At 72.1% G+C, this 14,638-nt stretch carries 13 protein-coding genes; 9 read left to right on the top strand and 4 right to left on the bottom strand.

Annotation, left to right across the window (positions count from 1 at the left end; all coding sequences use genetic code 11):
• The first annotated feature begins 10 nt into the window (after positions 1 to 10).
• The gene (locus CFP66_RS25455) at positions 11 to 1,183 is read left to right on the top strand and encodes an NAD(P)/FAD-dependent oxidoreductase (RefSeq protein ID WP_094927769.1); all 1,173 of its coding nucleotides are present in this window, start codon (positions 11 to 13) and stop codon (positions 1,181 to 1,183) included.
• Between the two features lie 35 nt (positions 1,184 to 1,218).
• On the top strand, positions 1,219 to 2,343 hold the full coding sequence (locus tag CFP66_RS25460; protein WP_094927770.1) for an aromatic ring-hydroxylating dioxygenase subunit alpha: 1,125 nt from the start codon (positions 1,219 to 1,221) through the stop codon (positions 2,341 to 2,343).
• A gap of 28 nt (positions 2,344 to 2,371) precedes the next feature.
• Here the strand turns inward: CFP66_RS25460 and CFP66_RS25465 are convergent, their stop codons facing one another.
• Positions 2,372 to 3,061, bottom strand: a complete 690-nt coding sequence (locus CFP66_RS25465) for a Crp/Fnr family transcriptional regulator (RefSeq protein WP_094927681.1) — start codon at positions 3,059 to 3,061, stop codon at positions 2,372 to 2,374.
• Positions 3,062 to 3,129: 68 nt separating this feature from the next.
• Between CFP66_RS25465 and CFP66_RS25470 the strand changes: the two genes are divergently transcribed.
• Genes CFP66_RS25470 through CFP66_RS25485 form a run of 4 tightly spaced genes read left to right on the top strand, consistent with a single transcriptional unit; the run spans position 3,130 to position 7,825 of the window.
• Positions 3,130 to 3,618 (top strand): hypothetical protein, encoded by a 489-nt coding sequence (locus CFP66_RS25470; protein WP_143517378.1) that lies wholly within the window; start codon positions 3,130 to 3,132, stop codon positions 3,616 to 3,618.
• Between the two features lie 25 nt (positions 3,619 to 3,643).
• The gene (locus CFP66_RS25475) at positions 3,644 to 4,579 is read left to right on the top strand and encodes a hypothetical protein (protein ID WP_143517379.1); all 936 of its coding nucleotides are present in this window, start codon (positions 3,644 to 3,646) and stop codon (positions 4,577 to 4,579) included.
• Positions 4,569 to 6,602 carry a hypothetical protein gene (locus CFP66_RS25480; protein ID WP_094927684.1) on the top strand — a complete coding sequence of 678 codons (2,034 nt, stop codon included), beginning with the start codon at positions 4,569 to 4,571 and terminating at the stop codon, positions 6,600 to 6,602. Before CFP66_RS25475 ends, CFP66_RS25480 begins: the two co-directional genes overlap by 11 nt.
• Positions 6,599 to 7,825 carry a hypothetical protein gene (locus CFP66_RS25485; protein WP_094927685.1) on the top strand — a complete coding sequence of 409 codons (1,227 nt, stop codon included), beginning with the start codon at positions 6,599 to 6,601 and terminating at the stop codon, positions 7,823 to 7,825. Before CFP66_RS25480 ends, CFP66_RS25485 begins: the two co-directional genes overlap by 4 nt.
• 103 nt (positions 7,826 to 7,928) lie before the next feature.
• Here the strand turns inward: CFP66_RS25485 and CFP66_RS25490 are convergent, their stop codons facing one another.
• Positions 7,929 to 8,858 (bottom strand): NAD(+)/NADH kinase, encoded by a 930-nt coding sequence (locus tag CFP66_RS25490; RefSeq protein WP_094927686.1) that lies wholly within the window; start codon positions 8,856 to 8,858, stop codon positions 7,929 to 7,931.
• 62 nt (positions 8,859 to 8,920) lie between these two features.
• Positions 8,921 to 9,583: a hypothetical protein gene (locus CFP66_RS49335; RefSeq protein WP_094927687.1), complete on the bottom strand. Its 663-nt coding sequence runs from the start codon at positions 9,581 to 9,583 to the stop codon at positions 8,921 to 8,923.
• A gap of 140 nt (positions 9,584 to 9,723) precedes the next feature.
• On the opposite strand from CFP66_RS49335, the gene CFP66_RS25500 reads away from it, so the two are divergent.
• Positions 9,724 to 11,202 (top strand): peptide MFS transporter, encoded by a 1,479-nt coding sequence (locus CFP66_RS25500; RefSeq protein WP_094927688.1) that lies wholly within the window; start codon positions 9,724 to 9,726, stop codon positions 11,200 to 11,202.
• A gap of 146 nt (positions 11,203 to 11,348) precedes the next feature.
• Here the strand turns inward: CFP66_RS25500 and CFP66_RS25505 are convergent, their stop codons facing one another.
• Positions 11,349 to 12,359 carry a MurR/RpiR family transcriptional regulator gene (locus CFP66_RS25505; RefSeq protein ID WP_094927689.1) on the bottom strand — a complete coding sequence of 337 codons (1,011 nt, stop codon included), beginning with the start codon at positions 12,357 to 12,359 and terminating at the stop codon, positions 11,349 to 11,351.
• On the opposite strand from CFP66_RS25505, the gene CFP66_RS25510 reads away from it, so the two are divergent.
• Positions 12,328 to 13,485 (top strand): FAD-binding oxidoreductase, encoded by a 1,158-nt coding sequence (locus CFP66_RS25510; protein WP_094927690.1) that lies wholly within the window; start codon positions 12,328 to 12,330, stop codon positions 13,483 to 13,485. The two genes, CFP66_RS25505 and CFP66_RS25510, sit on opposite strands and share 32 nt — an antisense overlap.
• 1 nt (position 13,486) lies before the next feature.
• Positions 13,487 to 14,638, top strand: a complete 1,152-nt coding sequence (locus tag CFP66_RS25515; RefSeq protein WP_094927691.1) for an FAD-binding oxidoreductase — start codon at positions 13,487 to 13,489, stop codon at positions 14,636 to 14,638.

Consider the following 14,638-nt stretch of genomic DNA (forward strand, 5'->3'; position numbering starts at 1 on the left):
GACGGCTCCGGTGCGCAGCGTCGTGGTGGTCGGCGGCTCGCTCGCCGGGCTCAGCGCCGCGCGCGCACTGCGCGAGCAGGGCTACGACGGGCAGGTCGTGGTGGTGGGGGAGGAGGAGCGGCTCCCGTACGACCGCCCTCCGCTGTCGAAGGAGTTCCTGGCAGGCACCCTCGACCTCGAGGACCTCGCGCTGACCACGGCCGACGACGCGGACCTCGACCTGGACTGGCGTCTCGGTGATCCGGCGTCGGGGCTGGACCGCGGGGGCCGCGCGGTCGTGCTGGCGTCGGGGCGGCAGGTGCCCGCCGACGGGGTCGTGGTGGCCACGGGTGCGCGGGCCAGGGCACTGCCCGGGGCGCGCCTGGCCGGTGTGCACACCCTGCGCACCGTGGAGGACGCGGTCGCGCTGCGGGCCGAGCTCGGCGTCGGCCGGCGGCTCGTGGTGATCGGCGGCGGCTTCATCGGGGCCGAGGTGGCGTCCACCGCTCGAGCGCTGGGCGTCGAGGTCACCGTGGTCGAGTCGGACGTCGTGCCGCTGCACCGGGTACTCGGCGAGGACCTGGCGCAGGCCTGCGCCGGCTTGCACGCGGACCACGGCGTGCGGCTGCTCGCGGGCGAGGTCGTCACCGGGCTCGGCGGGAACGGCCGGGTCCGCGAGGTGCACCTGGCCGGCGGGCGCACCGAGCCCGCGGACGTGGTCGTCGTCGGCATCGGGGCGATCCCGAACGTCGAGTGGCTGGCCGGCTCGGGGGTCGAGCACGACCACCGCGGGGTGCGAACCGACGCCGCGGGTGCCACGAACGTCGCCCAGGTCGTGGCGACGGGGGACTGCGCCTTCTCCTACTGCGCCTACGCCGGCGCGACGGTGCGCCACGAGCACTGGACCCACGCGGTGCAGCAGCCCGCGACCGCCGTGGCGAGCCTGCTCGGCCACACCACGACCGCCCGACGGGCGGCCCCCTACTTCTGGTCCGACCAGTACGGCGCACGGCTGCAGTTCGCCGGGCACCGCACGCCCGACGACGCGGTGGAGATCCTCGAGGGCGACCTCGTCGACCGCCGGTTCGTGGCCGGCTACCGCCGGGACGGCGAGCTCGTCGCCGTCTTCGCGATGAACCAGCCGAAGCTCTTCGGGAAGTGGCGCCGGCAGCTGATGCCGCGGCACGCCACCACCGCCGCCTGACCCACCTGAACGAGTTCCCGTACGAGAGGTGCCGCGTGTCTGCCCCGACCCCCCTGTCGTCGAGCCTGGTCCCCACCCTCCCCGGCCACTCCTACACCGACGCGGTGATCTTCGCCGAGGAGCAGGAGCGCATCTTCGAATCCCACTGGTTCGCCGCCGCCCGCAGCGCGGAGATCGACGGCACGGGCGCGTTCCGCACGGTCGACGTCGGACGCGAGAACGTGGTGCTGGTCCGCGGCCGCGACGGGCGGCTACGGGCGTTCCTCAACGTGTGCCGCCACCGCGGCGCCCGGGTCTGCATGCAGCAGTCCGGCGTGGCGAAGCGGAACCTGCAGTGCGGCTACCACGCCTGGACCTACGGCCTGGACGGCAAGCTCGTCGCGGCGCCGAACCTGACGAGCATGCCCGACGTCGACCGGTCCGCGTTCGGCCTCGTGCCCGTGCACCTGCGGGAGTGGCTCGGCTACGCCTGGGTCTGCGTGGCCGACGAGCCACCCTCGTTCGAGGACACCGTGATCGGTGCGGTCGCCGACCGGCTCGGGACGGCCGAGGCCGTCGACGGCTGGGACATCGCGGGGCTCGAGGTCGGACGCCGGATCCGCTACGAGGTGCACGCGAACTGGAAGCTGATCATCGAGAACTTCATGGAGTGCTACCACTGCGCGACCATCCACCCCGAGCTCACGGAGGTGCTGCCGGAGTTCGCCGACGGCTACGCCGCCCAGTACTTCGTCGGGCACGGAGCGGCGTTCGCCGAGGAAGCGGCGGGGTTCACGGTCGACGGCAGCGCCGGGCTCACCGCGATCCCGGGCGTGGGGGAGGGCCACGACCGGAAGTACTACGCGATCACGGTGAACCCGCAGGTGTTCATCAACCTCGTTCCCGACCACGTGATCTTCCACCGCATGTACCCCAGCGGACCGGACCGGACGGTCGTCGAGTGCGACTGGCTGTTCCTCCCCGAGGTCGTGCGCAGCGGCCGGGACCTGGACCGCTCGGTGGAGCTGTTCCACCGGGTCAACCAGCAGGACTTCGACGCCTGCGAGCGCTGCCAGCTCGCGGCCTCCTCCCGTGCCTACGCCGACGGCGGGGTGCTGGTGCCCAGCGAGCACCACATCGGGGCGTTCCACACCTGGGTGACCGAGCAGCTGCAGGGCTGATCGGGCGGCAACGAGGGAGGCTGCAGGATCAGGCTCGGTCGGGACCGTGACGCGCACGCGCTCCCGCCACCGACATCTGCCCATCGGCCACCTGAGCCAGCTCGGCGGTCTTGAGGACGCGGACCCGGCCCCGGGCAGTCTCGATCAGGCCCGCGTCCCGCAGCCTGCGGAGCGCCTTGACAGTGGCCTCGCGCGACGCACCGACGGACTCGCCGAGCTCCGTCTGTGTCAGGTAAAGCCATCCGTTCTCGACGTGGCGCGGGGTGAGAGCGATCAGGAAGTTCGCTACCCGCCCGGTCGTGTCGAGTGCTCCGAAATCGAGGCGCTGCATGTCGGCCTCACGAAGCCGGCCGACCAGCAGGCGTAGCAGTTCCAGTGCCGCGCTCGATTCCCCGGACAGGTGGTCGACGAGAGCGCCGGAGGTCACCAACCACCCCCGGACCGCGCTGAGCGCCTGAACGGTGGCCGAGCGGGGCTGACCGTCCAATGCGGCGAACTCGCCCAGCAGATCACCCGAACCCCGAACGGCAAGCATCACCTGCTTGCCGCTGGCGGACGAGAGGACGGCTTTCGCTCGGCCGGATTCGATCAACAACACAGTGGTGGCGGGCTCACCTTCTCGGAAGATGATCGCGCCCGCTTCCCACGATCTCCAGCGGCCCACCGACCGCATCCACGTCGTCAGCCTCGTGCCGTCGACCGTCGTCTCCCCCTGCATCGTGCCCGCCGTTCGTCTGCGTACTCGGACGCAGACGAACGACCCCACTCTCCCGTGTCATGGGATGCATGACAACGGGTGTGCACCTCGATCCCGATCGGGACCTGGACCTCGCCCTGACCACCGCCGCCGAGATGAACCGGGTGATCGCCGGGGCCGATGCCAAGGCGGGCCTCGTCCTCGCAGCGCAGGGGGTGGCGCTGGCCGGGATCGCCTCCGCGCTGCGCGCCGGTCCGCCGCTGCCCGCTGTCGTGGAGCTCGTCGCTGTTGGCGTCATCGTCCTCGCCGGGATCTCGGTGGTCCTCCTCGTTGCGTGCCTGTGGCCGCGGACGCACGGGGCCGGCGCGGCCTGGTTCGCGTTCCCGGCCCTCGGTCTGGGTGCAGCGCCGACTCCGCGGCCGGATGCGGCCGAATTCGCGGAACAAGCGTGGGCACAGGCCGGGGCACTGGCGGAGATCGCGCGACGCAAGTACCGCTGGTTCCGCACCGCCCTTCTGAGTGGCGCCAGCGCTCTCGCCGCCTTCACGACCTGGATCGCACTTCTCGCGTCCGTCTGATCGAGCGACACGAAGGGGAACGACCATGACTACATCTTCGGCAGCGCCGCACGACGACAGTGGAGGCGCCGACCGGCCCCGTCGGTTGCCGCCCTACCAGGCGCTGTTCGCCGTCGACGTCCGCGACTTCAGCGGTTACCAGGGGCGCGACCACGCTGAACTCACCCGACGGATCCCGCGGATCCTGAGCGCCGCGTTCCGCCGAGCTGGCCTGGAGGAGGTCTGGAGCGGCGAGGAGCTCTGGCAGCGGATGATCGGCGACTCGTACGTGGCCGGCTTCCGTTCCTCGGCGCTCCCCCTGCTGCTGAACCCCTTGCTCGGCGCGCTGCAAGCACAGCTGCGGCACGAGAACCGGACCGAAGCAATCGGAGATCCGCCACGGCCGCTGCGAATGCGGGTGAGCGTCCACGTCGGGCCGGTGACCGAACCGACGGGCGATGCGGACACCGACGGAAGCGGCGAGGCGCGGGTCGAGGTCCACCGCCTGCTCGATGCCGACGTCGTCAAGAGCCTGCTACGCCGGGCGGAGAACGACACCTGTGTCGCGGCCATCGTGTCGGAGCGGGCCTACCGCGATGCCGTCGAGAGCGGGTACACCGGCGAGCGGCCGAGCAGCTACGCGCGAACCCAGGTGAAGGTCAAGGAGTACGAGGCGACCGCGTACCTGCGCGTTCCGCATTCGACCGGCGAGCTGGTCGCGCGCGGGCTCCTGCCGCCGGAAGCGGCCGACGACAGCGAGACGCCCGCCCAGCAGCCCTCGGGGGCGGCGGGGTTCTCGATCGGCACCGTGGGCCGCGATTCGGTGCAGGCCGGCACCTACAACGACCACCGGGTCGTCGGCGTCGGGACGGCCCGCGACATCGACAACGTGTTCACCGGGACCCAGGGGCCGGTGTACATCGGTGACGGGAACGGCGCCGACCGGCGATCCTCGCGCCGGAGGGCACGTCGTGACGGCTGAACCGCCCGGGGACCGGCCGCTGGCGATGGGCGTCGGGCATGCCCGCGACATCGGTACCTCCATCACCGGCCCTAGCGGCCCGGTCTACGTCAGTACCTGGTACGCCGAGAACCGTCGGGAGCGCCGTGGTGCGCTTCCACTCGACCTCGATCACGAGCAGAATCTGGATGCCGTGTTCGTTCCGCCGAAGGGGTGGGAGCAGGCGAGCCGGATCCTCGCCGCCGACGGTGTAGTCCTGCTGGCCGGTGAGCCGGGCATCGGCCGGCGCACGGCCGCGTGGCAGCTCCTCGGCGGATCCCGGGACGACGGCAGCCGCTCGGTCCAGGTGCTGCGGCCTGAGCCCCGGAGCAACGGGGGCAGAGCTCTCGACACCGAGGACGTGGTCGAGCGCGACCGACTGCTGCTCGACCTCTCGGACATCGACGATCAGGAATTTGAGGCCGTCCAGGACGAGTTGGCCGACTACTTCGAGGTGGTCACGGCCTTCGAAGCAGTTCTGGTGGTGCTCTTGCCCGCGCTCGTCCGCCGACCCCGGCCCGAGTTCTGGGCCCGGACGGCCACCCTCGAGCGACCGGACGGTCGGCAGCTGCTGGACCGGCGGCTGCGTGAGTACGGGATTGCGGTCACTTCCCCCGTGTTGCCCGCCGATGTGACGGACCTGCTGAAGAACGGCAGCATCGGCGATGTCGCTGAACTGGCGGTCCTCGTCCGCGAGGAGCGCTCAGCCGCTCCGACGGGCACCGCGCCGACCTGGCTCGACGCGGCCTTCAAGAGGCTTTCGGACCGGGACGCGGAGATCGCCGGTCTCGTCCGCGAGCACCCTTGGGCCGCCGACCGTGCGCTGATGTTGGCTGCGGCCCTGTTCGCCGGGGCTGATTCCGCGACGGTGGCGACCGCGGAGGAACGCCTCCTGGCACTGGTGCGGCACACCGTCGGGCCCGGGCCGGATTTCGAGCGATCCGGGCTCGGCGCGAGACTCGTAGAGATCGGTGCAAGTCTGCGCGTCGACGGGCGGGTCGTGTTCGCCGCGGCCGGGCGCGCCGCTGCCGTGCTGAGGTACTTCTGGACCCACTACCCGGGTCTGCGCGCCGATTTCGCCCAGTGGGTCACCGCCTGCGGTGGCCTGGGATCCGACGATGTCCAGCGCGAGACGATGGTCGCCCGGTTCGTCGAACAGTGCCTCGCGGTGGGACGCCCCGACGACGTCTTCGCTGCCATCGCCGCCTGGACTGCGGAATCCCGCTTGCCCGCGGTGCTGGCGAGTGCGGCGCTCGAGTACGGCCTGACCAGTGCCGAGTTCGGGTGGGCGTTCCGCCGCCAGTGCTACGAGTGGGCGACGCAACAGGCTATTGGCCGAACGGCGGCAGCGGCTTGTCTCGCCGACCTCGTGGTCGCGGCCTGTCGGCGGGTGATCGTGCAGACCCACCCCGAACAGGCCATCGTGCGGCTACGCCACCTCACCCGTCATCCCGAGCCTGAGGTAGCCGGAGCAGCCGTCGATGCGATGATCGAGGTGGTCGGAACCGACCGCGCCCGGATGCGGTATCTGCTCACGCGGCTCACCGGCAGTCACCGGTCCGGGACGGGCGCCCGCCTCGCAGACGCCCGTCTGTTTCTCATGACCGTGGCGCCGGAGCTCCTCGTCGCGCGTACCGGCTGGTCGCTGATCGCCGAGGCTTCGGTGCAGGGGCGCTTGGCCCAGCGGTGGGGGGACGTCTTCGACACGGTCCCGCCGCGGATGTACGTGCCAGCGGTGCACAGGTGGTTGTCCCTGTACGCCACCGCGGAACCGGCTGACGCCGAAGCCCTGGTCAGGGTGCTCATTGTTGCCTGCGGTCTCCGCTTCGACCGGCTGTCCATCCTCCATTCCGTCAGCCGTGAGTGGGCGCGGACGCTGCTGCCGGGGGCACAGCAGACCGTCGAACGGCTCTACGCGGCTGTCGACACCGCCGCGGCACAGGCCGCCGATGCGGCCATCGACCCGCCAACGTTGGTCCAGCACTTCCAGGGAGGCACACGATGAACGACACCACCAACAGGCTCGCGTTCCTGGGCGGGCTCGTGGTGGCGGCAGTGGTGCTTCCGCTGCTGCTCGGAGCCGGTTTGCAGTGGCCGACCTGGGGCAGCTTCGCCGCGGTGGTCGTGGCTCTGGTCGGCGTGGCGGCGTTCTCGGTCCGTTTCCTCCGGCCGGAGCCTCCGGTGCTCACCCTGCCCTCGCCCCCGGCTCCTCCGCCACCTCCTCCGTCCCAGGCAACGCTCGAGCCGACTCCCGTTCGCACAGCGGCCCCGGACTACCAGCTACAGATCTCGGCGACGGTCTATTGGCAGCTGCGCAGCGGCGGGCGGGATGCGCACGAAGATCCGGACGCACTGGCCAAGTCGGCGGTGCTGGACCGCGCGGCATCGGCGCTCCGAGAGCTGGCGCCGAGTGACCATGCCCTTGCCGGTCATCGGCTGGCGGCGACCCTGGGCATCCCTCGGACCGCCGTTGACAGTCGGACCGTGGTGTGGGCCACCGATGTTGTCGCCGCGATCGCGCCTGAGGACGCGAATCGGCTGGCAGCCTTGGAACGACTCCGCAAGGACAATGAGGTGTGGCTGCTCCGGCGCGACCAGGAGATGGACATGCGGCGCTACCTCAGCGACGACGTGTTGACGAGTCCCGGCAGCGCCGTGGTGTGGTGGCTGGCCCGCCACCTCGACGAGATCGACGGTGTGGCCGACCGCATTGATCCCCTCACCCGGATCAGCACCGTGGTGCAGGGCCGGCCGGCGTCCGACGCACATCACGACGAGCCTGTACCTGTCGGCACCGCCGCGGGGGAACCGGTGCTTGCGGCCGGCGATGAGCCGATCCACCGGATGCCATCGGATGCGTTGCTCGCGCGGAACCTGCTCGACGCGCTGTTCCCGGAACAGCATCAGGGCCGGGGTATCGCGGTCCAGCAACTCGCTCGGCTTGCCGAGCACCAGTGGAACCGCGGTGATCTCGCCGACGAGATCAGGCGGATCGAGGACGTCCCGTATGACGACAACGTCCGGACCTACGCGCACCCCGATGGCGAGATCACGTCGGAGGTCGGGGCGACCCCGGCCGGCGTGGCGACGGATGACGACACGGGTCTCAACGTGCTTGGTTCGTGGGCATCGGACAGCTCGAGGGGCGACGGCCATACCGATCGGGGTCCGCAGCATCCCGACCTCGAGACCTGGCCAGACGATTCGGACGGGTCGAGACTTCGGTGAACGTCTCCCGGACGGGGCGAGGCACCCCCTGCTCGTGATCATCCGAGCGATCCACCGGCCGTACCGCGGGGGCCGGTCGCCATCCCGGTCGCCGTCGATGCCCTCACGATTCCGGCGGCAGAGGAGGTGGGTCGAAGCGGGCCCGCAGGTCGGCGGGCAGCAGCTCCCGCAGCTGTTCCGGGAGCAGGGGCAGGTCCAGCAGGCTCAGCTTCACGCGGCTGCGCTGCTGGTGGGCCTCGGGGTCGAAGCGGACGACGAGGCCGGCGTCCGGCTGCAGCGACACGTCCAGGACGTCGCCGGGTCCGGCGTCGCGCACGGGGTTGCCGTCGATCTCGACCGCGAGCGTGCCGGCGTCGGCGAGCAGTTCGAGGCGCAGGCGGTCGGCCTCGCTCAGGACGAGGGGGCGCGAGATGCCCGACATCGCCGCGGACGGCGTCACCACGGTGCCGCGCACCGACGGGGACAACAGTGGACCGCCCGCGGCGTAGCTGTAGGCCGACGACCCGGCCGGCGTGGCCACGACGAGCGCGTCGCAGCGGTAGTAGCCGTAGCGGACGCCGTTGACCGACATCGCCGCCGCGAGCGAGCCGCGGCCGGGTCGGCGTGCCAGGGCCACGTCGTTGAACGCCACCAGCACCGCGCCGTCCACCGTCACCCGCAGGGCGCTGTGCGGCTCGAGGACGAACTGGCCGGTGGCGAGGCGGTCGAGTGCGGCGGCGAGATCCGCGGGCTGCACCTCGACGAGGAAGCCCAGCCGTCCCAGGTGCACCCCGAGCACGGGCACCGGCCGGTCGGCCACGAGGCGCAGCGCCCCGAGCATCGTGCCGTCCCCGCCGACGCTCACGACGGCGTCGCAGGTCGCGGCCAACTCGGCCGTGTCGACGGGCCGCACGTCGGTGCCGGCGCGATCGGCGTCCTCCGTGCGGACCAGCACCTCCGCGTCGTGCGCCCGGGCCCAGCGCACGACGGTGCCCACCACAGCGGTCGCGTCCCGACGGGGGTGCAGGACCAGGGCGAGGCGATCAGTGGTCACAGTGGGCCAGACTGCCAGACCAGGGACCTGACCAGCTCTCACTGCGGGGGTCGGGACAGGCGTCACCGGCTCCGGCGGATGCGGTCGATCGTGACCCGTTGCCGGCGGGCGCCCAGCGCGCCGGGGTGCACCTGGTAGTCCACGACGACGGTGCGGCGGGCACGGCTGCGCACCACCGCGGGCTGCCATGACCCGTGCACGTAGGCGAGGACGTCCTGCCCCTCCTCGAGCTGGAACCCGCTGTGCAGGGTCGGGGTGTCCACGGAGGTCCCCGCTTCCTCTACGCCGGCCCCGGCCCCGGCCTCGAGCTCGGCTTCAAGGTCGGGCTCGGACTCGTCCCGGAGCTCGGGCTCCGGCTCGGCACCCGGCTGGAGGTGCGCCTCGGGATCTGGCTCTGGATCGGGCTCGGGCCGGGTCTCCGTCGCGCGCACCGGTTCCGGCACACGTCCGGACTCGGCGTCCGGCGGCGCCGCTGCGGTCTCAGCCCTCCAGCGGCTGATGGTTGCGCGGAACCACAGCGCGACACCGCCGAGCTCGGCGTCCGCCGGGGGCAGGCCGCCCGCGGCGAGGTCGCGCCAGCGGCGCCGGCGCGCGGTGCCCTCCGGCCAGCCCATGGCGTCGTCGACGTCGGTGAGGGTCATGCACTCGCCGAGCGCCCGGCGGATGGTCGCGGCATCCAGCACCCCGGACGGGGTCGCGCCGCGGCCGGGGACGTCCTCGTCCACGTCGGCAGTGTCACCGAGGCGAGCCGTTCCGGCAGCGCACAGCCGCAGACTCCACTCCGTCGATGGGCGGCACGCGCGCAGCGGCCGATCGGGGAGGCATACTCGCCGGCTGGCGTTTGACCCCGACCGGCAAGGAAGTCATGGCGAGCACTTCGGCGACCGTTCCGCAGACGGGTTTCTTCGGGCACCCGCGCGGTCTGGCAACCCTCTTCGCCACCGAGATGTGGGAGCGCTTCTCCTACTACGGGATGCGCGCGATCCTGCTGTTCTACATGTACGACCGCGTCAGCGAGGGCGGTCTGGGCATGCCCGAGTCGTTCGCGGCGGCCCTGATCTCGGTGTACGGCGCGTCCATCTACCTCGCCGCCATCGCCGGCGGGTGGGTGGCCGACCGCCTGCTCGGACCGCGCCGAGCGGTGCTCTACGGCGGCATCCTCATCATGTGCGGGCACATCAGCCTGGCCACGCCGTTCGGGGCGCCCGCGCTCTACGCGTCGATGGTCTTCCTCGTACTCGGCACCGGGCTGCTCAAGCCGAACATCTCCCACACGGTGGGGCAGCTCTACCCCGAGGACGACCGGCGCCGCGACGCCGGCTACAGCATCTTCTACATGGGGATCAGCGTCGGCGCGGTGCTCTCCCCGTTCGTGGTCGGGACGCTCGGGCAGCGGGTGGACTACCACCTGGGCTTCGGTATCGCCGCGATCGGCATGTTCTTCGGCCTGGTGCAGTACGTCCACGGCGCGCGCTACCTCGGCGACATCGGGGTGCGCCCGGCCAACCCGATCCGGGAGGACCCGACCGGACGCCGGACCCTCACCCTGCTCGGTGCGGGCCTGGCCGTGGTGGTGCTGGTCGTGGCCGGGTTCGCCGTGGCCGGGCGCCTCACCGCCGACGGCGTGATCGACGCGTTGAGCGTGCTCGCCGTGGCCGTCCCGATCGCCTACTTCACCGTGATGCTGCGCAGCCGCAAGGTCACGGGGGACGAGCGTTCGCGGGTGTGGCGGTTCATCCCGCTGTTCGTCGCCTCCGCCTGCTTCTGGTTGGTGCAGGAGCAGGGCTACAGCGTGCTCGCCCACTACGCCGACTCGCGCGTGGACCTGGACCGGTGGGGGTTCGGCATCCCGTCCTCGTGGTTCCAGTCCGTCGGGTCGCTCGTGCTGATCGTGCTGACCCCGCTGTTCGCGATCCTCTGGACGCGGCTGGGGGACCGGGTGTCGACGCCGCAGAAGTTCGCCGCCGGCCTGACCTTCGCCGGGCTGTCCTACCTGCTGCTCGTGCTCCCCGCCGCCATGTCCGGCACGCAGGTCCTGGTCAGCCCGTTGTGGCTGGCGAGCAGCCTGGCGATCGTCACGATCGGGGAGATGTGCCTGTCGCCGATCGGGATGTCGGCCACGACCCGCTACGCGCCGAGCGCCTTCCAGACCCAGACGATGGGCCTGTGGCTCGCGTCCAACGCCGCGGGGCAGGGGATCAGCGCGCAGATCGTGCAGCTCTACGGGCCGGGCACGGAGGCGGCCTACTTCAGCATCGTCGGACTGGTGGCCATCGCCCTCGCCGTCGTCGTGCTGCTGCTGAGCCCGCTCATCCGCCTCAGGACACCGGCGCCGGTCGGCTAGCCAGCCCGGGATCGACCGCATGCGTTCGCCGGCTTCGATCAGGGGCGGCGCGGTGTGAGCCGCACGCCAGGGCCCTCGCGACCGCGCTCGCGTACTTCTCGCGCCCCGGCTCGCCGCCACTGTCCCGCTCCGGCGAGCGTTCGCCCTCAATGCCCCGTCACGTGCTCGCGCAGTTCGTTCAAGCGGGACATGGTGGACACGGAGAGGTCGCGGGTGCGCGCCGCGATGTCGATGGTCAAGGCGTGTGCCACGGCGAAGCCGGCCATGCTCTCGCTCGCCGTGACGGTCGTCGACGGCGGTGTCTCGAGCACGAAGGTGGCGCGCTCGCGCAACGGCTCCGCGAGAGCCTCGGTGACGACGAGCGACGGTGCGCCGAGGTTGCGGGCGTGGTCGAGCACGGCGGAGACCTCGCGGAACATCCGCAGCGGAGCGAAGATCACGACGAGGTCGGCGGTGTCGAGGCCGAGCAGTTCGTCCGCGAGGCTGATGCCGGTGGTCGAGGAGTGGACGGCGCCGAGCCCGACGCGTCGGAGCGAGTTGGCGCAGAAGGCGGCGACGGCGCCTGCCGGGCCGATCCCGTAGCAGAAGAGGCGGCGAGCGCTCAGCGCCGTCGTGACTGCCGCTTCCCAGACGTCGAGGTCGATCGTCTCGCTCAACGCGTCGATGACGCCCGCGGAGTCCATGAACACGCGTTGGGCCCGGTGCTTCGGGTCTTCCGCCCGGCCGAGCCGGTCGCTCAGGACGGCCGCGGGATCGCTGCGCCGGGCGAGCACGTCCACTGCTTCCCGCTTGAGCTCACGCAGGCCGGGATAGCCGAGCGACCGCGCGGTGCGCACCACGGTTGCGTCGCTGGTCCCGGCGGCCCGCGCGATCTCGATCGCCGAACGGGAGGCGACCAGATCCAGGTGTGTCGCCATGTACCGGGCCACCGCCAGTTCGGCAGGGGGCAGGCGGTCAGTGCGAGCTTCCAGCCGCTCGAACAGGGTCGTCGTAGCATCCACTACGAACCCCTCCCTTTCTCGGTCCTCTTGACCGCTGGCCGTAGTTTTCACTACGTTCCCGGCACTTGCCAGCGTAGGCGAGGGACGACAGGAGGCCGTGATCAGCGGGGCGAAGGGGAACGGGATGAAGCTGGCAGTCGTGGGAGCCGGTGCCATCGGGTCGGCGACCGCCGCCGAGCTGGCCGAGGGCGGCGCGCAGGTCACGCTCCTCGAGGAGCGAGCGCTCCTGCAGGGCACTTCCGGGACGTCGTTCGCCTGGATCAACTCGAACAACAAGGTTCCACCGGCGTACTACCAGCTGAACCTGGGCGGGCTCCGACGCCATCGAGCGGGCCTCGCGGCAGGCCGGCGCTCCTTCCACGACGTGGGGCACCTCGAGGTGGCCCTCACCGAGCAGCACCTGGCCCTGCTCGCGCCCAAGGTCGAGCGGTTGCGTGCCCGCGGCTACCAGGTGCAGGACGTGGACGCGGCGCAGGCGGTCGACCACCTGCCGGGGATACGCGCCGAGCTCGTCCGCGCCGCCGTGCGGTATCCCGAGGAGGGGTACTGCGACGTGCCGACCTTCGTGGCCGAGGCGCACGAGCGGCTTCGAGCCGCAGGCGGTGGATTCCGCACCGCGGCGGTGGAGCGACTGGTGCCGGACGCCGGCGGTGTCGAGGTGTTCCTGGGCGACGGCGAGCGCCTCCGCTTCGACGCGGTGGTGGTCGCGACCGGCCGGTGGACCACGCAGTTCCTGGCCCGCTCGGGCTTCCACGTCCCCGTGAACGAGGACGACTCGGTCGGCGCGCCCGCCTTCGGGTTCCTCGCCACCACCGGGCCGGTCGCCGTGCAGAGCCCGTCGGTGGTGAGCATGACCAGGGTGAACTTCCGTCCCGCCGGTGCCGGCCGCTACCTGCTCCAGGGCCTGGACCTGGACGTCGAGGCGCACCCGTCGGCGCCGTCTGCGGTCCGCATGCGGGTGGGTGCCGAGCTCGCCCGGCGCTTCGCCGACGTGCTCGGTATGGCCGACGCCCCCGAGATCGAGGACGTCGCGGTCGGGATCCGGCCGCTGCCCGCCGACGGCCTGACGGTCGCGGGATTCCTCGACCCGGCCCGGAGCGTCTACGTCGCCGTGACCCACAGCGGCGTCACCCTCGCGCCCGAGCTGGCGGCGCTGGCCACCCGCGAGGTCCTGCACGACGAGCCGGCGGCGGAGCTGGCGGAGTTCCGGCCGCAGCGCTTCGACGCGGGGACAGCACCGTCCGCCGGCGTCCGTGCGGCCCGCCGACCGGGGGAGCAGTGAGATGAGCAGCTACCAGCACGTCGTCATCGGAGGCGGGGTCCACGGTTGCGCCGCGGCCTACCACCTCGCGCGCAGCGGCCGCAGCGTCGTGCTGCTCGAGGCCGCCACGCTCGCGTCGGCCGCGTCGGGCGGTTTCGGCAAGCGGGGGGTGCGGGGCAACAAGCGCGACCTGCGCGAGCTCCCGCTGCTGCGCCGCGCCTACACCTTGTGGCCGGGCCTGTCCGACCTGCTCGGAGCCGACGTCGGCTACGAGCGCACCGGAGGCGTGAACCTCATCGAGCGTCCGGCCACCGGGCTGCGCGGTGGGCTCGTGGCCGCGCGGGCCCACGCCCAGGTCCAGTCGGCGCTGGGGGTCCCGACCGAGGTGATCGACCGGGAACGGGTCCTCGACCTGCTCCCCGAGGTGACCGATGCCGTGGTGGGTGGCCTGCACGCCCCGCTCGACGGGATGGGCGACCAGACGGCGACGACGCGCGCGTACGCGGCCGCGGCCCAGCGCTTCGGCGCCGTGGTCGTGGAGGGCGCGCGGGTGACGCGCCTCGAGCGGGACGGGGCCGTGGTGCGCGCCGTGATCTGCGACGACGGCGAGCGGTACGAGGTCGGAGAGTCCGTCCTCGTGGCGGCCAACGCCGGCGCCGCCCCGCTCGTGGAGCGGGAGCTGGGCGTGGCGCTGCCGCTGTGGACCATCTACCCCCAGGCCCTGCGGATCCGGCCGCCGGGAACCAGCCCCGCCCGCCTTCTGGTGGGACACGACAGCCGCACGGTGTCGCTGAAGACGGTCGAAGACGGGGTCGTCATGGTCAGCGGCGGGTGGCAGGGCCGTCCCGGATCCGACGGGTCGGGCGAGGTGCTCGAGGACCAGGTCGAGGGCAACCTGCGGGAGGCGGGCGCCGTCTTCCCGGCGCTGGCCGCCGCGGAGCTGCTCGAGGCGTCGGCCGCGCGGCCCGAGTCGTGCGCCCAGGACCAGATCCCGATCATCGACGTGGTGCCGGGCACCGCCAACGTGCTCGTTGCCGCCGGGTGGACGGGTCACGGCTTCGCGATCGCCCCCGCCGTGGCGGAGGAACTGAGCGGATGGATGCTCAGCGGTCGGAGACCGCCCGCGCTCGCACCGTTCGCCGTCGACCGGTTCGTCGAGAGGGTCGGTACCTGA

The sequence above is a fragment of the Pseudonocardia sp. MH-G8 genome, assembly GCF_002262885.1.
Lineage (GTDB): Bacteria > Actinomycetota > Actinomycetes > Mycobacteriales > Pseudonocardiaceae > Pseudonocardia.

Bases quoted from the DNA above. Each gene is read 5' to 3' on its own strand.
- CFP66_RS25465 (WP_094927681.1), bottom strand. From the start codon at position 3,061: ATGCAGGGGGAGACGACGGTCGACGGCACGAGGCTGACGACGTGGATG.
- CFP66_RS25470 (WP_143517378.1), top strand. From the start codon at position 3,130: ATGACAACGGGTGTGCACCTCGATCCCGATCGGGACCTGGACCTCGCC.
- CFP66_RS25475 (WP_143517379.1), top strand. From the start codon at position 3,644: ATGACTACATCTTCGGCAGCGCCGCACGACGACAGTGGAGGCGCCGAC.
- CFP66_RS25485 (WP_094927685.1), top strand. From the start codon at position 6,599: ATGAACGACACCACCAACAGGCTCGCGTTCCTGGGCGGGCTCGTGGTG.
- CFP66_RS25500 (WP_094927688.1), top strand. From the start codon at position 9,724: ATGGCGAGCACTTCGGCGACCGTTCCGCAGACGGGTTTCTTCGGGCAC.
- CFP66_RS25510 (WP_094927690.1), top strand. From the start codon at position 12,328: ATGAAGCTGGCAGTCGTGGGAGCCGGTGCCATCGGGTCGGCGACCGCC.
- CFP66_RS25505 (WP_094927689.1), bottom strand. From the start codon at position 12,359: ATGGCACCGGCTCCCACGACTGCCAGCTTCATCCCGTTCCCCTTCGCC.
- CFP66_RS25515 (WP_094927691.1), top strand. From the start codon at position 13,487: ATGAGCAGCTACCAGCACGTCGTCATCGGAGGCGGGGTCCACGGTTGC.